Source organism: Reyranella aquatilis, from assembly GCF_020880995.1.
Lineage (GTDB): Bacteria > Pseudomonadota > Alphaproteobacteria > Reyranellales > Reyranellaceae > Reyranella > Reyranella aquatilis.
Window position 1 is genome coordinate 139,809 of record NZ_JAJISD010000010.1, and the last position, 16,923, is coordinate 156,731.

The 16,923-nt window shown below is 67.3% G+C and carries 18 protein-coding genes; 8 read left to right on the forward strand and 10 right to left on the reverse strand.

Features of this window, described 5'->3' with window-relative positions; translation table 11 throughout:
• Positions 1–169: 169 nt before the first annotated feature.
• Positions 170–1,693, reverse strand: coding sequence for an amidase (locus LJ725_RS21575; protein ID WP_230552947.1), 1,524 nt, complete (start codon positions 1,691–1,693; stop codon positions 170–172).
• 42 nt (positions 1,694–1,735) lie between these two features.
• Positions 1,736–2,977 (reverse strand): amidohydrolase family protein, encoded by a 1,242-nt coding sequence (locus LJ725_RS21580; RefSeq protein ID WP_230552949.1) that lies wholly within the window; start codon positions 2,975–2,977, stop codon positions 1,736–1,738.
• 93 nt (positions 2,978–3,070) lie between these two features.
• Here LJ725_RS21580 and LJ725_RS21585 point away from each other — a divergent pair, with 93 nt between their 5' ends.
• From LJ725_RS21585 to LJ725_RS21600, 4 genes are read left to right on the forward strand one after another with little or no spacing between them, the layout of a single operon-like run.
• Positions 3,071–4,057: a Bug family tripartite tricarboxylate transporter substrate binding protein gene (locus LJ725_RS21585; protein WP_230552951.1), complete on the forward strand. Its 987-nt coding sequence runs from the start codon at positions 3,071–3,073 to the stop codon at positions 4,055–4,057.
• A 47-nt stretch (positions 4,058–4,104) separates the two neighbouring features.
• Positions 4,105–5,265, forward strand: a complete 1,161-nt coding sequence (locus tag LJ725_RS21590; protein ID WP_230552953.1) for a thiolase family protein — start codon at positions 4,105–4,107, stop codon at positions 5,263–5,265.
• Positions 5,262–5,696: a Zn-ribbon domain-containing OB-fold protein gene (locus tag LJ725_RS21595; RefSeq protein WP_230552954.1), complete on the forward strand. Its 435-nt coding sequence runs from the start codon at positions 5,262–5,264 to the stop codon at positions 5,694–5,696. The genes LJ725_RS21590 and LJ725_RS21595 overlap by 4 nt, the downstream gene beginning before the upstream one ends.
• A 23-nt stretch (positions 5,697–5,719) precedes the next feature.
• Complete coding sequence (locus tag LJ725_RS21600; protein WP_230552956.1) at positions 5,720–6,691, forward strand: Bug family tripartite tricarboxylate transporter substrate binding protein; 972 nt, start codon at positions 5,720–5,722, stop codon at positions 6,689–6,691.
• Between the two features lie 36 nt (positions 6,692–6,727).
• Here LJ725_RS21600 and alkB read toward each other — a convergent pair whose 3' ends face one another.
• Positions 6,728–7,369 (reverse strand): DNA oxidative demethylase AlkB, encoded by a 642-nt coding sequence (gene alkB / locus LJ725_RS21605; protein WP_230552958.1) that lies wholly within the window; start codon positions 7,367–7,369, stop codon positions 6,728–6,730.
• 46 nt (positions 7,370–7,415) lie between these two features.
• On the opposite strand from alkB, the gene LJ725_RS21610 reads away from it, so the two are divergent.
• Positions 7,416–7,805, forward strand: coding sequence for a c-type cytochrome (locus LJ725_RS21610; protein WP_230552960.1), 390 nt, complete (start codon positions 7,416–7,418; stop codon positions 7,803–7,805).
• Here the strand turns inward: LJ725_RS21610 and LJ725_RS21615 are convergent, their stop codons facing one another.
• From LJ725_RS21615 to LJ725_RS21625, 3 genes are all read right to left on the reverse strand, one after another.
• Complete coding sequence (locus LJ725_RS21615; protein ID WP_230552963.1) at positions 7,806–8,429, reverse strand: hypothetical protein; 624 nt, start codon at positions 8,427–8,429, stop codon at positions 7,806–7,808. It lies immediately after the preceding gene.
• 25 nt (positions 8,430–8,454) lie between these two features.
• On the reverse strand, positions 8,455–9,666 hold the full coding sequence (locus LJ725_RS21620) for an MFS transporter (RefSeq protein WP_230552964.1): 1,212 nt from the start codon (positions 9,664–9,666) through the stop codon (positions 8,455–8,457).
• 78 nt (positions 9,667–9,744) lie between these two features.
• Positions 9,745–10,314: an NADPH-dependent FMN reductase gene (locus LJ725_RS21625; protein ID WP_230552966.1), complete on the reverse strand. Its 570-nt coding sequence runs from the start codon at positions 10,312–10,314 to the stop codon at positions 9,745–9,747.
• 85 nt (positions 10,315–10,399) lie between these two features.
• On the opposite strand from LJ725_RS21625, the gene LJ725_RS21630 reads away from it, so the two are divergent.
• Positions 10,400–10,873, forward strand: a complete 474-nt coding sequence (locus LJ725_RS21630) for a hypothetical protein (RefSeq protein WP_230552968.1) — start codon at positions 10,400–10,402, stop codon at positions 10,871–10,873.
• 28 nt (positions 10,874–10,901) lie between these two features.
• Complete coding sequence (locus tag LJ725_RS21635; protein ID WP_230552969.1) at positions 10,902–11,594, forward strand: 5-formyltetrahydrofolate cyclo-ligase; 693 nt, start codon at positions 10,902–10,904, stop codon at positions 11,592–11,594.
• Between the two features lie 6 nt (positions 11,595–11,600).
• On the opposite strand, the gene LJ725_RS21640 is transcribed toward LJ725_RS21635, so the two are convergent.
• From LJ725_RS21640 to LJ725_RS21650, 3 genes are read right to left on the reverse strand one after another with little or no spacing between them, the layout of a single operon-like run.
• Complete coding sequence (locus LJ725_RS21640) at positions 11,601–12,002, reverse strand: GNAT family N-acetyltransferase (RefSeq protein WP_230552970.1); 402 nt, start codon at positions 12,000–12,002, stop codon at positions 11,601–11,603.
• Positions 11,999–12,697, reverse strand: a complete 699-nt coding sequence (locus LJ725_RS21645) for an alpha/beta fold hydrolase (protein WP_230552971.1) — start codon at positions 12,695–12,697, stop codon at positions 11,999–12,001. Before LJ725_RS21645 ends, LJ725_RS21640 begins: the two co-directional genes overlap by 4 nt.
• A 9-nt stretch (positions 12,698–12,706) precedes the next feature.
• Positions 12,707–14,632, reverse strand: a complete 1,926-nt coding sequence (locus LJ725_RS21650) for a potassium transporter Kup (RefSeq protein ID WP_230552972.1) — start codon at positions 14,630–14,632, stop codon at positions 12,707–12,709.
• Positions 14,633–14,777: 145 nt separating this feature from the next.
• Between LJ725_RS21650 and LJ725_RS21655 the strand changes: the two genes are divergently transcribed.
• Positions 14,778–15,995 (forward strand): cytochrome P450, encoded by a 1,218-nt coding sequence (locus LJ725_RS21655; protein ID WP_230552973.1) that lies wholly within the window; start codon positions 14,778–14,780, stop codon positions 15,993–15,995.
• 138 nt (positions 15,996–16,133) lie between these two features.
• Here the strand turns inward: LJ725_RS21655 and LJ725_RS21660 are convergent, their stop codons facing one another.
• The gene (locus tag LJ725_RS21660) at positions 16,134–16,916 is read right to left on the reverse strand and encodes an HpcH/HpaI aldolase family protein (RefSeq protein WP_230552974.1); all 783 of its coding nucleotides are present in this window, start codon (positions 16,914–16,916) and stop codon (positions 16,134–16,136) included.
• Positions 16,917–16,923: the final 7 nt, after the last annotated feature.

Below are 16,923 nucleotides of genomic sequence, written 5' to 3' on the forward strand. Positions count from 1 at the left end.
TGGGGTCGAACCTTGTCTCGCGACAGGAACGCTCCCTCTAGAACGAGGTACGCGGCCCGAAGTGGCATCGTCCGGGCGAAAAGATGAAGTCCTGTAAAGAAAAACGCCCGGCAACCGCGAAGCGGTGCCGGGCGTTTGCGGCCTCTCTTGCGGCCGGCCCTCTTTATCCCTAGAGGGCGCCCGGTGCGGGGCCCTTCGCCACCTTGGCGTTGAGCTTCGGCGGATGGGTGACGATCGACTTCAGCGCCGGCACCGGCTTGCGCAGCTTGGCGATGTTGGGCAACGGCCGGGCGAGGACCGGGTTGGTCTTGAACGCCTGCTCCATCGCGTGGGCGGCGCCCAGCACCTCGCCGTCGCCGCGGAAGCGTCCGATGACCTGCAGGCCGAACGGCAGCTTCTGGCTGTCGACGCCGCAGGGCAGCGAGACGGCGGGGTTGCTGGTGAGGGTGACGAAGTATTTCGTCGCCATCCAGTGGTAGTAGGTGCCGAGCTTCTTCCCGTCCATCTCCTCGATGTAGAGTTGCTTCCAGGGGAAGGGCGAGAAGCCGACGGTCGGGCCGATGACCAGGTCGTATTCCTTGTAGATCTCCTGGAAGGCCCGGAAGATGCGCGTCTGCTCGCCGTGCGCCCAGGCGAAGTCGGCCAGGGTGAGCTTGGCGCCCAGTTCGTAGTTGGCGATGATGTTCGGGCCCAGCATCTTGCGATTGTTGGTGTAGGCATCCTGGTAGCGCGACAGGAAGCTCACCGCGCGGATCACGTCGAAGCAGCGGTCGGCGCCGCCGTAGTCCACATCGACCTTGTCGAGGCTGCGGAAGAACGGCTTCATCGCCTTGATCTTCTCGCGGAAGGTCTGGCGGATCGACTTGTCGACCGGCGCGCCGCCGAAATCCTCTGTGTAGGCGACGCGGAGGCTGCCGAGATCGACCGGCCACGGTTCGGCATAGGCTTCGGGTTCGAGCGGGAAGCTGAGGGGGTCGCTGTCGTGCTGGCCCACCTGGGTGGCGAACAGCAGGCAGACGTCGGCGACGTTGCGCCCCATCGGTCCCAGCACGGAAATCGGCGTCCAGCCCATGGCGCGCCGCTCGACCGCGACCATGCCGGGCGAGGGGCGGAAGCCCACGATGCCGCAGAACGAGGCGGGGTTGCGCAGGCTGCCGCCGGTGTCCGAGCCGGTGCAGACCGGGAGCATGTCAGTGGCGAGCGCGGCGGCCGAACCGCCCGAGGAGCCACCGGCGTTGAGCATCGGGTTGAAGGGATTGCCGGTGGCGCCCCAGACCGGGTTGCGGCTGTTCGAGCCGGCGCCGAACTCCGGCACGTTGGTCTTGCCGACGACGATGGCGCCGGCGGCGCGCACGCGGCCCACCATGACGTTGTCGTAGCCCGGCACGTAGTCGCGGTAGAGCGGCGAGCCGTAGGTGGTGAGGAGATCCTTGGTCTCCTCGAGGTCCTTGATGCCGGTCGGCAGGCCGTGCAGCAGCGGCAGGTCCTCACCGCGGCGCACCGCGGCCTCGGCGGCCTTGGCTTCCTTGCGCGCGCGATCGACGCACATCGCGGTCACGGCGTTGACGGCGGGGTTCACCTCCTCGATGCGCTCGAGGCAGGCGTCGAGCAACTCGACCGGTGAAATCTCCTTGGTGCCGATGCGGCGGCGCATCTCGACCGACGACAGCGAGACCAGCTCGTTCTTGGACATCATTTCCCCTTTTCAGAAACGCTTCAGATCACTGGATGAAAGTCAGGGCCGGTGCAACTCGACCGGCGTGCGGGTGACGGTGCGGCGGCCGTTCTTGTAGGCGGCCAGCACGGGCGCGATGGTCCGCAGTGCCATGACCGCATCCGGGGCGTCGAGCACCACCAGGTCGGCCGGGCGACCGACGGCGATGCCGTAATCGTCCTTGCGCATCAGCCGGGCGGCCGAGGACGTCGTCATGTCCCACAGCGCCTTCACCTCGTCGTCGTTGGCGCGCTGGGTGACGATGGCGTGCATGTTGACCTGGCGCAGCAGCTGGCCGTCGCCGAACGGCGTGAACGGATTGAGGATGTTGTTCGAGGCGACCGAGCAGGTGACGCCGCGCTCGGTGAGGAAGTTCAGGTCGAGCACGTTGCGCGGCACGTTGTGGTCGGTGTGCCGGCCGCCGAGATAGAGGTCTGTCGCGGTCAGCACAGTCGCGGCGACGCCGGTGTCGGCCATGCGCCTTGCGACCTTGTCGAGGTCTTGGAACGGCATGGTGGAGAGCTTGCCGACGTGACCGACGGCGACCCGGCCGCCCCATTTGTATTTCTCGGCGAGATCGCAGACCAGCAGTGTGTCGAGATGCTCGGCGGTGGGGCCGCTGTCGACATGCATGTCGATGTCGGCATCGAACTCGCGCGCCAGTTCGAAGACGCGATGGATCTGGGCCGCGGGGTCACTGTCGTAGCTGGGTGCCGCGCCGACGACCCGCGCACCATTCTTCAGTGCCTCGACCATCAGCTCGTCGGTGCCGGGATTATTGGTCAGGCCTTCCTGCGGCATGACGCAGAGCTCGATGTCGATCGCCCACTTGTACTTGTCGACCAGGGCCTTCACACCCTCGAAGCCGCGCATCCCGATCTTGGGGTCGACTTCGCAATGGGGGCGCATGCGTGTGGCGCCATGGCCGATGCATTTCTCGATGGTCGCCGACGCACGCTCGATCACGTCCTCGACCGTCATCGTGTGCTTGACCGCCGACACGCGCTCCATGGCGAGGTGCGGCATGCGCCTGGTGTTGTGCTCGCAGCGGCCGAGGATGCAGGCCTTGTCGAGATGGATGTGGGTGTCGACGAAGCCCGAACAGACCAGCCGGCCATGACCCTTGTATTCTTCCCGGGCACTGCCACCGAGCTTGGGGGCGATGGCGGCGATGCGGCCCTGCGTGACGCCGATATCGGTGGTCGGTTGATCGGGAGCGCTGTCGGCGAGCCGCACGTCGCGCAGGACAAGGTCGAAATCCATCATCACTCCAGTCGCCGGCGGCGGCCGGCACGCATGTTGCACCATGCCGTCGGCCAATAACAGCCCGACGGCCCCGGAGGCTCAGCAAGAACCATGCTTTCCCGACGTCATCTCCTGCTCGCCGGCACCGCGGCCGCCGCCGCCCTGCCGAGCCTCGCCGCGGGTCAGACCGCCGCGGCGCCGTGGCCGACCAAGCCGATTCGCTGGATCGTCAACTTTCCGCCCGCGGGGGCGGCCGACATCATGTCGCGCGCGCTTGCGGAGTATTTCGGCACCAGGCTCGGCCAGCCCATCGTGGTCGAGAACAAGCCCGGCGCCGGTGGCATGCTGGGCGCCGACATCGTGGCCAAGGCGCGTGGTGACGCACACATCGTGATGATCTCCAGCGCCGCCTCGCACGGCATCGGGCCCGTCCTCTACAAGGAGGTGCCCTACGATCCGCTGGCCGACTTCACGCATATCCATCTGGTGGGCACGTTCCCGACGGTGCTGGCGGTCAACGGCACGTCGCCGATCGCGTCGGTTAAGGAGCTGATCGACATGGCGCGCGCCAAGCCGGGTGACGTCACCTACGGCTCGGGCGGCAACGGCACGATGAACCATCTGGTCGGGCAGCTGCTGGCGCTGTCGACCAAGTCGCAGCTCACTCACATTCCCTATCGCGGCTCGGCGCCGGCGATGAACGACCTGCTGGGCGGGCAGATCACGGCCTTGATGGAAAGCCTGCCGACGGCGACGGGATACTTCACCTCCAAGCGCATGAAGCCGTTGGCGGTGAGCGAGGATCAGCGCGCGCCGACCCTGCCGGACGTGCCGACCTTTCGCGAAGCGGGATTTCCCGAAGTGGTGGCGACCAACTGGTTCGGCTTTTCCGCGCCGGCCGGCATCCCGCCCGAGGTCGCCAGGCGATGGGAGACGGAGATCGCCGCGGCCCTGCAGAGCGCCGAGATCAAGGAGCGTTTCGACAAGCTCGGCATCCGGCCCGGCACCCTGGGCGTGCAGGGCTATACCGCGCTGATCGCCAAGGAGCTGCCGCGCTGGCGCGAGGTGATCGTCGCGGGAAATATCCGCGCAGACTGATTGCCTGAGGCACCGCTTCCGGCACAATGCGCGCCGGAGGAAATCAAATGGTGCATCCGCTTCGCGACAAGGCGGCGGTGAGCGGCATTGGCGAGACCGCGTATACGCGCGGCACGTCCAAGAGCGGGCTCGCGCTGCAACTGGAGGCCAGTCTCAGGGCGCTCGACGATGCCGGCATCGATCCGCGCGACGTCGACGGCGTCATTCCGTATTTTCCGGGCGGCGCCATCGCCGAGGACTTCATCGCCAATCTCGGCCTGAAGGATCTCACCCTGTCGGCATTCATCCCGATGGGTGGGGCGACCTGCGTGGCCGGCATCCAGATGGCGGCGATGGCGGTGACGACCGGCGTGTGCAAGCACGTGCTGATCTCGGTCGGTCGCACGGGTTACTCCGGGCAGCGTGTCTCGACCCGCCTGCAGCAGTTCCCGGTGTTCGCGCAGGCCGCCGAGTTCGAGGCGCCGATCGGCATGTTCGCGCCGGCCCAGCTCTACGCTCAGGGCGCGCGCCGCCACATGGAACTCTATGGCACGACGGCGCGACAGATGGCGGAAGTGGCGGTCGTCACGCGCCAGCACGCGATCCTCAACGGCAACGTGGTGATGAACAAGCCGCTCACGGTCGAGGATCATCACGCCTCGCGCATGATTGCCGATCCGTTCCGGCTGTTCGACTGCAGCCTGGAAAGCGACGGCGGCGCGGCAGTGGTCATCAGCGCGACCGAGCGGGCAAAGGACCTGAAGAAGCCTCTCGTCACCATCGCCGGCACCGCCGAGGGCCATCCCGATTCGCCGGCCTCGATCGCCCAGCGGCCGGACCTGCTGGAGTTCGGCCTGGTGAAGTCCGCGCCGCGCGCCTTCGCCATGGCGGGTGTGGGGCCGAAGGACATCGACGTGGCCGAGATCTACGACTGCTTCACTTTCACGGTGATTCGCCAGCTCGAGATCCTGGGCTTCTGCAAGACCGGAGAGGGCGGTCCGTTCGTGATGGACGGCCGTATCGCGCTGGGCGGCGAGCTGCCGATCAACACCCATGGCGGTCTGCTCAGTCAGGGCCATGTGGTGGGTCTCAACCACGTGATCGAACTGACGCGCCAGCTGCGCCGCGAGGCCGGCAAGGCGCAGGTGAAGGATGCCGAGCTGGGGCTCGTCACCGGCTATGGCGACATGGGCGACGGCTCGATCGCCATCCTGAGGAGGGCGGCATGAGCCAGGCTCCCGTACCGGCCGCTCCGCCGGCTCCCGAACGTCCGTTGCCGACACCGACGCGCGATAGCCAGCCCTTCTGGGACGGCATGCGTGAGGGCCGCTTCCTGCTGCAGCACTGCTCGTCCTGCGGCAAGGTCCGCCACTATCCGCGGCCGGTGTGCTCGCACTGCTTCTCGATGGAGAGCGAATTCAAGGAGGCCCCGCTCGGCGGCAGCCTCCATGCCTGGACGGCATGCCACCATCCGTTCAACTTCTTCTTCAAGGCATCGACGCCCTACATCGTGGCCCTGGTCGACATGGATGCCGGCGTGCGGGTGAATGCGCAGCTGCACGGCGTGCCCGAGTCGGCGTTGAAGATCGGGCTGCGCGTGAAGCTGGGCTTCGAGCCGGTTAACAAAGAAGTGACGCTGCCCGTCTTCGTCGCCGAATAAAGAAAATCCCGGGAGGAAACAAAATGAAGCGTTCCGTATTCGTGGCGTCGGCCCTCGCCGCGCTGCTGCTGCCCCTGGCCGTCTCGGCGCAGACCGACTGGCCGCAGAAGCCGATCTCGATGGTCGTGCCTTATCCGCCGGGTGGCGTGAACGACGCCGTGGCGCGCGTCTATGCCGAGAAGCTCTCGACCGAGCTCGGCAAGCCGGTGATCGTCGACAACCGGGCCGGCGCGGCGACGACCGTGGCGTCCAACTTCGTCGCCAAGGCGGCGCCCGATGGCTACACGATCTACGCCGCCGGCACCTCGCTGGTCATCAATCCGACGCTGACGGGCCAGGTCCAGTACGATCCCAACAAGAGCTTCGAGCTCGTCTCGCTGATGTCGTTCACGCCGTTCATCCTGCACGTGAACGCCGAGTTTCCCGCCAAGAACATGGCCGAGCTGATCGCCTATGTGAAAGCCAACCCGGGCAAGTTCAACATCGCGAGTTCGGGCATCGGCGCCACCAACCACCTCGCCGCCGAACTCCTGAAGGCGCAGGCCGGGCTCAACATCACCCACGTCCCGTACAAGGGCGGTGCGCAGGCCGGCCAGGACGTCGCCTCGGGCCAGGCGCAGATGATGTTCTCGGCCGCGCTGGAGGCCAAGCCGGTGCTGGCCACGGGCCGCACCCGGGCCATCGCCATCTCGAGCCTCAAGCGTTCGCCCGCCTTCCCCGACATCCCGACCGTGGTCGAGGCGGCTGGCCTGCCCGACTTCGAAGCGGTGTTCTGGCAGGGCATGGTGGTGCCGGCCGGCACGCCCAAGGCGATCGTCGACAAGCTGCAGAAGGCGATCGCCAAGATCGCCGCCGAGCCCGAGATGATCGAGCGCTTCAAGTCGCAGGGCGTCGAGATCCGGTCTTCGACACCGGCCGAGTTCAAGACCTTCCTCGAGAAGGAAGAGAAGCGCTGGACGAAACTCATCAAGGAACAGAACATCAAGCCGGAGTAGTGGCCGGCTGAAGCCGGTAACCTGGCCGAGCGCTTTCTACAGCGCCCGGCGCAGGGTGAGGTTGAAACGGCGGGCCCCGGTCATCGGATGCTCGCCGTTTTTCAGAGTGAGCACGCCGTGATGAAAGAGGCGTGAGGGACCGCCCCATACCACGACATCGCCGTGCTCCAGCGCGACGCGGCGCACCGGATCGCTGCGCTTCGGGCCGCCGAACTGGAAGTTGGCCGGTAGCCCCAGCGACACCGAGACGATGGGATGGGCGTAGTCGGCCTCGTCCTTGTCCTGGTGCAGCGACAGTCTGGTGCCGGGCTCGTAGCGGTTGATCAGGCAGGCGTCGGGCACGAAACCCGGATGACCCGCCGCCGTGGCCGCCTCATCGGCGAGGTCGAGGAAAGTCGCCGGCAGGGCAGGCCAGGGCTTGCCGCTCACCGGATCGGTGGACTGGTAACGATAGCCGGCCCGGTCCGTGACCCAGCCGGCGGTGCCGCAGTTGGTCATGGCCACCGACATCTCGAAGCCGCCCGGCGTCACCATGTGCCGGAACGGTGATCGCGCCTCGATCGCCCGGATCGCCGCCAGCAGCGCGCTCTCACGCTTCGCGGCGAACCCGCGCAATACCGCGGCGCCGGACGCCAGCGCCTCCTTTCCGCCCTCCGGCTCGAACAGGCTTTGCTGCATCCCACCGATATAGTGCATCCTCGCGCGGAAGCATCAGGAGTAGCGTATGAAGAATTGGATCACTGCCGCCGCCGTGATCGTCGCCGGGCTGGCGATCGCGGGTGGCCCGGCCGCCGCGCAATCCGGCGAGGCCTCGAAGGGCCAGCGCGTCTTCAACACCCAGTGCAAGGCCTGCCACACGGTGGAGAAGGACGGCGCGCAGACCACCGGGCCCAATCTCCACGGCCTGTTCGGTCGCAAGGCCGGTTCAAGCGCGGGCTACGACTATTCCGAGGCCATGAAGAATTCCGGAATTGTCTGGGACGATGCCACGCTGGCGGACTACAACCGCGATCCCAAGGGCAAGGTGCCCGGCACCAAGATGGTCTACAACGGCGTGAAGAATGCCGGCCAGCTCGCCGACCTCGTCGCCTACCTGAAGGAAGCGACGAAATAGTCAGCGCGTCATGGCGCCGAGCAGCGTCTGCGTGAAGGTGTCGACCATCGACTGGCTGGTGGCCGAGCCTTCGATCCAGTCGAGGCGCAGCTTCAGGAAGTTGTTTCGATAGCCGGTCAGCATCAGCGCCGAGTAGATCGGCTTCCTGTCGGCGCTGCGGAGTGCCGAGAGGATGATGCATCGGAAGACGATGCTGCCGAGCGTACAGTCGGTCGGGCCCTTCGCCGTCTTGATGTCCTCGTAGCGATTGTATTTCGCGAGCTGGTAGATTTCCTGCAGCGACGTCTGGAACTGCTGCTGGACTACGGGACTCGCCGGGCCGTCGGGGATCGATCTGATGGAGAGGTCATAGACGTAGACCGTCGCGATGAGCTGGTCGCCGATGCGGTAGTTCCAGCCGTAGCCAAGCTCGGGCCTGCCGGCGGTCTTGCCGTAGTCTGTCGAGCCGTACCTGGTGGCGCCCGCGATCTGAGGCGGAAAGCTCAATCCCGTGCCGGCGTGGCGGTCCGGCGCCGGTACGCGTTGCGGTGGAGCAGGCTGCGGCTGGCCCTGCGCGATCGCGCCGCCGGCCAGACCGAGCATTGCAACGACGAGCAGCATGACGCGAAGCATCGATGCGGGCATGGAAGCCTCCGTGTAAGCGGCGACCTTACGCGCGAGCGGTGAAACTGTCGCGCGCCCACACGTAAGCGATCGAACCCAGCGCCAGACCGGCCGCCAGCATTCCGAACACCCACCGGTAGGCGGTGTCGCCGGCACCGAAGGCCTCGACGATGTAACCTGCAAGGGCCGGCAGCACGGCGAGGCCGAGGCACTGCGCCATGTTGACGGTGGTGACGCCGCGGCCGGCGAGGCGATCGGGAAACAGGGCGCGGCCCTGGGCCACGATCACCGTGCCGTAGGCGCAGAAGAAGCAGACGGCGATCAGCAGGGTGACGGCCAGCCAGAGCGGCGGTTCGGCCAGTGCCGCCAGGGTCGCGAGCAGCATCATCGAGATCGCCGCCCCGCCGAAGACCACCCGCTTGCGCGATCGCAGGACCCTATCCATCGGCCCGTAGGCCAGGATTCCCAGGATCTGCGCGACGCCCATGGCCAGCAGCACGTTGCCGCGCGCCACGCCGTCGAGCTTGTGGACGTCGTAGAGATAGGGGCCACCCCACACGCCCAGCACGGTCAGCATGGTCGCGTAGGCAAAGAAGTGCATGGAGAGCACAGGCCCGAGGCCGGGGGTGCGCCACACTTCCCACAGGCCGCGCAGGATCTGGCCCGCCGATTCGCGGGCGGGCACGGGGCCGCGATATTCCGGCGGCCTGTCGCGTACGAAGAGCAGGAAACCCAACGCCACCAGGAGCGTGACGACAGCGAGACCCACGAAGCCGGTGCGCCAGCCGACCGTGGCGGCGATCCAGGCGAGGGGCGTCGCGGCCGCCAGGGTGCCGATGTTCGAGGCCGCGAACACCCAGGAGAGGCGCGTCGCGAGCTTGGCCGGCTCGAACCAGCGCGAACACAGGAAGACCACAGACATGAAGGAGGCGGCACAGCCCACGCCGACGATGGTGCGCCCGGCGATCAGGTCGGCGGCGTCCGTGGCGCGGGCGATCCACAGCGAGCCCAGCATCGCCAGCAGCGAGAGCGCGGCCACGGTGCGGCGCGCGCCGAACCGGTCGAACCACATGCCGACCGGGATCTGCACCGCAAACAGAGCGAAGAAGAAGGCGCTGCCCGCCCAGCCCAGCTGACGCGCGCTGAGATCGAGGTCGCGCACCAGTTCCGGCGCGATCACGCCGTTGGACACGCGGTAGAACTGGCTGAGGCAGGTGACGGCGATCAGCAGGGTGAGGAGGGGCAGTCGCGACGCCATGCTTCCCTGCTAACACGAACGCGGCCGGCGTTCCTTCGGTGTGGACCGAAGGATCCGCCGACCTGCTTGAACGTCGCCCTATTTGACGGTGGCGGCCGCCTTGGCCTGGCGGCAGGCGAGCGCCAGCGCCGCGCCGAGATCGCCGAGAAGCTTGCCCGTCATCTCGTCGGTGAGCTTGCCGTCGGCGAATTTGTTCTGCGCCTGCGCGATCATGACTTCGGGCTTGTTGACCGGGCGGCCGTCGAGAAACACCAGCGTCTGGCGCAGCTGGTACTGCGCGCGCGCCGTGCCGAGCACGCCCATCGAGGCGCCGAACAGCGCGACCGGCTTGGCGGCGAAGGGCTGCGGGGTCATGCGCGACAGCCAGTCGATGGCGTTCTTCAGGACGCCCGAGATGCCGTAATTGTATTCCGGGCTGACCAGCACGATGCCGTCGGCCTCCAGCATGGTCTTCTGCGCCGCCTGCATCTTGTCGGGGAAACCCTTGGCCTGGAGGTCGGCGTCGTAGAGCGGCCAGTCGCCGATCTCGATCGTCTCGCAGGTCGTGCCGGCGGGAAGACGCTCGACGAAGGCCTGCAGGGAAAGGCGGTTGAACGACGCCTTGCGCAGGCTGCCGCAGAAGGCGACGAGTTTCAGGCTCTCGGACATGCGAAGGGTTCCTTTGTCAGCGTGTGATCGCAGCGCTACATAGGTGCCCCCTGGAACATTGGCAAACGCAGGAGCTGGGCGAAAGATGATGCGATCCGTACTCGGGGCCGCCGGTGCCGCCGTCGCCGCATTGGCCTTTTCGCAGGCCGCCGTCGCGCAGGACCAGCCGCCCGACAAGTGGGTGACGTCCTGCACCATGCAGGGCGGCAAGGATTGCGGCGTGCAGGCCACGATCGACGGCAACAGCCTGCTCGGCCAGTTCCTCGTGATGCGTTACTCGGCGGCCTACAACAAGATCTCGGTCGTGGGCGACGGGCAGGGCGTGCGCGCCAGCGTCCAGGTGGACTCCAATCCGTTCATCTCGACCAGCATCTGCGGCCAGGGCATCTGCCAGTTCGACGACTACAAGTCCGGCCAGCTCCTGCAGCAGATGCGGACGGGGCGCCAGATCACCGTGCAGCTCATGCTGCAGGGAACCGAGGCGGGGCCCTTCACCCAGACGCTGAACGGCTTCGACCTGCAGTTGCAGCGCGCGCTCGCGGCCCAGCGCGGCCCCTGACGCGGACGGCACCTGCCAAGGCAAGGCCGTGGCGATCCCAGGACCCAACCCAGCCAACGGAGACGGGCTGACGGAGGACGACGGTTCTCCCGCCTGCCTGATGCATCTCGTCGATCCGACTTCAGGTACCTTGTCCGATGAGGATCTTCGCCAGCAGCAGGATGTGAAGCGCTGGCGCACGGTCGAGCGCGAGCGGCTGGTCGCGCTGCGGCGGGCCATCCCGGCCGCGGAGAGGCGCAGCCTCTCGGATCGGATCGCCCGCGAACTCGACCGGCAGCTGGGCGATCTCTCCGGCAGGATCGTCGCCGCCTACCTGCCATTTCGCGGAGAGCCCGACCTGCGGGCCTGGATCGAGGAGTTGCCGAGGCGCGCCGCGACCGCGGCGCTGCCGGTGGTCGTTGCGCCCCGCTCGCCGCTGGAGTTCCGCACCTGGGGCCGCGGCGAGCCGTTGCGGCCCGGTGTCTGGAACATTCCGGTGCCGGCCGGGGGAACGGCGGTGATACCCGATGTCGTGATCGCGCCTGTCGTCGGCTACGACGCGGCTTGTTACCGGTTGGGCCACGGCGGCGGATACTACGACCGAACGCTGGCCGCTTTGCCGTGCCGTCCGCGCATCGTGGGCGTGGGCTACGAGCGCCTCGCCCTGCACACCATCTTCCCGCAGGCCTACGACGTTCCGATGGACATGATCATCACCGAGGCCGGCGTCTCGGCCCGATAGCCGGTCCTATTGCTGGCGGCGGTACAGGAAGCAGTTGTCGGCCTTGGGCATCCTGATGCCCTCGTAGAAGGTCATGGCCGTCGGCGCCGAGAGCAGCAGCGTCGTGGTGTTCGCTCCACCTGCCTCGGTGCGGGTCATCTCGATCAGGCGCTTGCCGATACCTTGCCCCTGGCAGGCGCTGTCGACCGCGAGGTCGGACAGATAGCAGCAGAAGCAGAAGTCGGTGAGCGAGCGCGCGAAGCCCACCAGCCTTCCGTCCTGGCGCGCGGTCAGGATCAGGTTGGCCTGCTTCAGCATCCGTTCGATGCGCGGCCGGTCTCCGATGGGACGGTTCAGTCCCGACTTGGCGACCACATCGATGTATTCGTCGGCGCCGAGATCGTCCTCGCGGGCGTAGATCGTGTTCATTGCGTCAACCACCTCCTCAGGGCGGCCGAGACCTCGGCCGGCTTCTCCAGCGGCGCCATGTGCCCGCACTCCTCGATCACCACGAGGCGCGCGTTGGCGATGTCGGTGGCGATCTCCTCGGCACGCGCCGGCGGCGTCACGAGATCCTGGCGTCCGACGACCACGAGCGCCGGCACTTCGATCTCGACCAGCAGCGGCCGGCTGTCGGCGCGGCCCAGGATGGCCTGTTGCTCGCGCACGAACCCGTCGCCGCCCACCTCGGTCGCCATGTCGAGCAGCGGCTGCGTGACCGCCGGGTCGGTGGCGCGCGAGGGATGGACGAGCTGGGGCAGCAGGGTCGGATGCACGCCATGGAAGCGGCCGATGCGGGTCTGCTCGATGAAGCCGCGCCGGCGCGCCGCGGTCTCCGGCGAATCGGGGCCGGCCTGGGTGTCCATCAGCGCAATGCGTTCGACACGGTGCGGCGCGCGGCGGACGATCTCGAAGGCGACGTAGCCGCCCATCGAGAAGCCGCAGAGCGCGAAGGTCGGCGGCGCCAAGCTGAGCGTCGCCTCGGCCATGGCCGCCATCGTGTCGTGATGCCAGAGCTCGGGAATCGTGCAGTCGGCGATGTCGGCCAGCGCCTCGACCTGATGATCGTAGACGCGGCGCGTGTTGAGCAGGCCCGGCAGCAGGACGAGCGGGGAACGCGGCATGACGGGGCCTCAGATCTGGATCTGGTTGCCGAGTTCGATAGCGCGGTTGGGCGGGATGCGGAAGAAGGTCTTGGTGGCCGAGGCCGAATGGGAGAGCGAGATGAACCAGTCGCGGCGCCAGCGGCCGAGCTTGGAATGCTGCGACGGCACCAGGGTCTCGCGGCCGAGGAAGAACGAGGTCTCCATCTCGTCGTAGGCGATGCCATGCGGACGGCAGGCGCGCAGCGCCTCGGGAATGTCGGGCTGCTCGGTGAAGCCGTAATGGGCGATCACGGTATGGAAGCCCTTGCCGAGCCGCTCGACCTCGACCCGGTTGGCCTCCGGCACCACGGGCACATCCATCGTGTCGACCTGCAGGATGATGATGCGCTCGTGCAGCACCTTGTTGTGCTTGAGGTTGTGCAGGAAGGCGGCCGGCGTGTGCCCGGCGTCGGCGGTCAGGAAGACGGCGGTGCCGGCGACTCGGTCGGGTGCACGTTCCATGCGCTCGAGGAACTGCTTGAGCGGCAGCGAGCCCTCGCTCAGCTCCGCGGCGACCAGCCGACGGCCGCGTCGCCAGGTCATGATGGTGAAGTAGATCAGAGAGGCCACGATCATCGGCAGCCAGCCGCCGTCGGGAATCTTGAGCGCGTTGGCGATGAAGAAGGCGAGGTCGGGTATCGCCAGGAAGCCGAAGACCGCCGCGGCGAGCGGCCAGGACCAGCGCCAGACCAGGATGGCCACGGCCATGGCGAGCGCGGCGTCGACCAGCATGGCGCCCGTGACGGCCAGGCCGTATGCGCCGGCGAGCGCGCCCGACGAGCCGAAGCCCACCACCAGGGCCACGACGCACGACATCAGCAGCCAGTTCACGCGCGGAATGTAGATTTGGCCGATCGAGGTATCGGACGTGTGGTGAATCTCCATGCGCGGCAGGTAGCCAAGCTGGATGGCCTGGCGGGTCAGCGAGAAGACGCCGGTGATGACCGCCTGCGAGGCGATCACGGCCGCCGCCGTCGAGAGGACGACCAGGACGAGGATGTAGTCCTTGGGAACGAGCTCGAAGAAGACCTGCCGGACGACCTCGGGATTCTCGATGATGAGCGCGCCCTGGCCGAAATAGTTCAGCAGCAGTCCCGGCATCACCAGGCCGACCCATCCGATCCGGATGGGCTTGCGCCCGAAATGGCCCATGTCCGCATACAGCGCTTCCGCGCCGGTCACGGCCAGCACGATGGAGCCGAACGCCCAGAAGATGCCGAAACCCTGGTCGGTGACGAGATAGTAGGCATGTATCGGGTTGATGGCCTCGAGCACCGACGGGTTCTTGGCGACCTGCCATGCCCCCAGAACGCCCAGGACGACGAACCAGACCAGCATGACCGGGCCGAACAACCGGCCGACATCGGCGGTTCCGCGAGCCTGCAGCACGAACAGGGCGATCAGGATGATCAGCGACAGCGGCAGGACGAATGGCGTGAGGGCGGGTTCAGCGGCCGACATTCCCTCGACGGCGCTCATCACCGAGACGGCCGGGGTGATCATGGCGTCGCCGTAGAACAGCGCCAGCCCGATCACGGCGAGCACCAGGATGGCCCGGCGGGTCTTGCGTGCCTTGCCGCTCAGGCCCCTTGTCGCCAGGGTCGCCAGCGCCAGCACGCCGCCCTCGCCCTTGTTGTCGGCGCGCATGATCAGCACGACGTACTTGATGGTGACGGTGAGCGTGACCGCCCAGAACAGCATCGAAAGCACGCCCAGCACATGCTCCGGCGTCGGCGCCATTCCGGAGCCGTGGAGGAACGTCTCGCGCAGCGCGTAGAGCGGGCTGGTGCCGATGTCGCCGAACACGACACCGAGCGCACCGACAACCAGCGCGGCACCGGCCGGGTGAGGGGCGTGCGGGGCGCTGGTGGCGGGTTCGGTGGAGGAGGACTGGCTGGTTTCGGCTGGTGCCATGATATCGAACGCCGCCTGTACGGCGGCGCGGCGAGGGTTTGCGCTTCGCCCTGCGCGCTGTCAACGAGCCAAATAAGGCGCCGTCGTGACGAAAGCGCTTGACTTGGGGCAACCCCGGGGGCGGCCTTGGAGACCGGGAGGACCCATGCAAGAACATGTCGTAGAACATGCCGATGTCAGCCAGCCGCTTCTCTACCGCGAGGACAGCTGGGGCCCGCATTTCGCCCGCCTGAGGCGCGAGGACCCGGTTCATTTTCATCCGGAGAGCCCGTTCGGGCCCTATTGGTCGGTCACCCGCTATGCCGACATCACCAGGGTCGAACTCGACCCGGCGACCTTCTCCTCCGCGTCCGAGCTGGGGGGTATCCAGATCACCGACCAGCCCCAGGGCGAGGAGCTGCCCAACTTCATCCGCATGGATCCGCCGCGCCATACCGCCCAGCGCAAGACGGTGGCGCCGATCGTGGCGCCGTCCAACCTCGCCAACATGGAGGGGCTGATCCGCCAGCGCACCGCCCAGGTGCTGGACGGCCTGCCGCGCGGCGAGACCTTCGACTGGGCCGACCGCGTCTCGACCGAACTCACCGCCATGATGCTGGCGACCCTGTTCGACTTTCCCCAGGAGGAGCGGCGCAAGCTCACCTTCTGGTCCGATGTGGCGATCTGCAACATCGAGGCCGAGGACGCGATCGTGAAGACCAACGAAGCGCGCATGGCCGAACTCAAGGTCATGGCCGAGACCATGGCCGGCCTCTGGCAGGAGCGGGTGGCAAAGCCGCCGACCTTCGACCTGATCTCGATGATGGCGCACAGCGAGGCGACGAAGAACATGCCGACGCGCGAGTTCATCGGGAACTTCGCGCTGCTGATCGTCGGCGGCAACGACACGACGCGCAATTCGATGAGCTCGGGATTGATGGCATTGATCGAGAACCCGGCCGAGGTCGCCAAGGTGCGGGCCGACGCGGGCCTGATGCCCAGTCTCGTCTCCGAGACGATCCGGTGGGCGACGCCGGTGATCCACATGCGCCGCACCGCCCGCAAGGACTGCGAACTCGCCGGCAAGCAGATCCGGGCCGGCGACAAGGTGGTGATGTGGTACGTCTCGGGCAATCGCGACGAGACGGCGATCGACGAGCCCGAGCGCTTCGTCGTCGGCCGGCCGAAGGCGCGCCATCACCTGTCCTTCGGCGCGGGCATCCATCGCTGCGTCGGCGACCGGCTCGCCGAGATGCAGATCCGGATCCTGTGGGAAGAGCTGCTGAAGCGCGATCTCGACATCGAGGTCGTCGCGCCGCCGGTGCGTCTCTACTCCAACTTCATCCGTGGCATCCGCTCGCTGCCGGTGCGGATCAGGAATTAGTCTTCCCAACAACGACCTCACCCTGAGGAGCGGTCCGCAGGACCGCGTCTCGAAGGGTGGGCACGCGCACCGTGTTTGTTGACCATCCTTCGAGACGCGCCGCTGCGCGACGCTCCTCAGGATGAGGTTGTGCTCGTGTCAGGACGACGTATTGCGGATCGTCTCGACACCCGCCGCGAACGCCTGCTGCAGCAGCCAGACGTCGCCGGCGATCGAGACGAAGTCGTAACCGAGCTTCACGAACTGGGCGGCCTGCCTGGCATCGACGGCGAGACGGCCGGCGGACTTTCCGTGCTTCTTCGCGGCCGCGATCGTCGCGCGCTCGGCGGTGAGGAAATCGGGATGGTCGAAGGCGCCGGGCTCGCCCATCGCGACGCTGAGGTCGTTGTGGCCAAGCCACAGCATGTCGACGCCGGGCATCGCGGCGATCTCGTCGGCCGCCGCGGCGCCGCGCGGATCCTCGACCTGGAGGATGATGGCGGTGCGGGCGTTCTGTTCGGCGAAGCGCGGCAGCAACGGTTCGGAACGCATCGCGAAGCGCTCGTGCGCGAGGCCGAGCGCCACGCCGCGCGTGCCGTCGGGCCAGTACTTCGCCGCGTCGAGCACGGCCTTCGCCTGCTCGACCGACGAGACGATGGGCACCATCACGCCGTCGGCGCCGGTGTCGAGCGCGCGCGAGATGTGATGACGCGACTGCGAGGGTACGCGCACGACGAGCGGCAGATTTGCAGCCTGCATGTAGCGCACGACCTGTCGGACGGTGTCGAAGCCGAAACCGGTATGTTCCATGTCGAGCACGGCGAAATCGGCGCCGGCCGCCTTCAGGATCTGGCCGATGCCCGGCGTGGCGAACTCGAACAGGAAGGTGCCGATCTTCGTGGGCTCGCTGCCGACGAGTGCCTTCAGTCCATTATCTACCATTGTCGTT

Excerpts from the sequence above, each read along its gene's own strand:
- LJ725_RS21575 (WP_230552947.1), bottom strand. The coding sequence starts at position 1,693 with ATGTCCAAGAACGAGCTGGTCTCGCTGTCGTCGGTCGAGATGCGCCGC.
- LJ725_RS21580 (WP_230552949.1), bottom strand. The coding sequence starts at position 2,977 with ATGGATTTCGACCTTGTCCTGCGCGACGTGCGGCTCGCCGACAGCGCT.
- LJ725_RS21585 (WP_230552951.1), top strand. The coding sequence starts at position 3,071 with ATGCTTTCCCGACGTCATCTCCTGCTCGCCGGCACCGCGGCCGCCGCC.
- LJ725_RS21590 (WP_230552953.1), top strand. The coding sequence starts at position 4,105 with ATGGTGCATCCGCTTCGCGACAAGGCGGCGGTGAGCGGCATTGGCGAG.
- LJ725_RS21595 (WP_230552954.1), top strand. The coding sequence starts at position 5,262 with ATGAGCCAGGCTCCCGTACCGGCCGCTCCGCCGGCTCCCGAACGTCCG.
- LJ725_RS21600 (WP_230552956.1), top strand. The coding sequence starts at position 5,720 with ATGAAGCGTTCCGTATTCGTGGCGTCGGCCCTCGCCGCGCTGCTGCTG.
- alkB (WP_230552958.1), bottom strand. The coding sequence starts at position 7,369 with ATGCAGCAAAGCCTGTTCGAGCCGGAGGGCGGAAAGGAGGCGCTGGCG.
- LJ725_RS21610 (WP_230552960.1), top strand. The coding sequence starts at position 7,416 with ATGAAGAATTGGATCACTGCCGCCGCCGTGATCGTCGCCGGGCTGGCG.
- LJ725_RS21615 (WP_230552963.1), bottom strand. The coding sequence starts at position 8,429 with ATGCCCGCATCGATGCTTCGCGTCATGCTGCTCGTCGTTGCAATGCTC.
- LJ725_RS21620 (WP_230552964.1), bottom strand. The coding sequence starts at position 9,666 with ATGGCGTCGCGACTGCCCCTCCTCACCCTGCTGATCGCCGTCACCTGC.
- LJ725_RS21625 (WP_230552966.1), bottom strand. The coding sequence starts at position 10,314 with ATGTCCGAGAGCCTGAAACTCGTCGCCTTCTGCGGCAGCCTGCGCAAG.
- LJ725_RS21630 (WP_230552968.1), top strand. The coding sequence starts at position 10,400 with ATGATGCGATCCGTACTCGGGGCCGCCGGTGCCGCCGTCGCCGCATTG.
- LJ725_RS21640 (WP_230552970.1), bottom strand. The coding sequence starts at position 12,002 with ATGAACACGATCTACGCCCGCGAGGACGATCTCGGCGCCGACGAATAC.
- LJ725_RS21645 (WP_230552971.1), bottom strand. The coding sequence starts at position 12,697 with ATGCCGCGTTCCCCGCTCGTCCTGCTGCCGGGCCTGCTCAACACGCGC.
- LJ725_RS21650 (WP_230552972.1), bottom strand. The coding sequence starts at position 14,632 with ATGGCACCAGCCGAAACCAGCCAGTCCTCCTCCACCGAACCCGCCACC.
- LJ725_RS21655 (WP_230552973.1), top strand. The coding sequence starts at position 14,778 with ATGCAAGAACATGTCGTAGAACATGCCGATGTCAGCCAGCCGCTTCTC.
- LJ725_RS21660 (WP_230552974.1), bottom strand. The coding sequence starts at position 16,916 with ATGGTAGATAATGGACTGAAGGCACTCGTCGGCAGCGAGCCCACGAAG.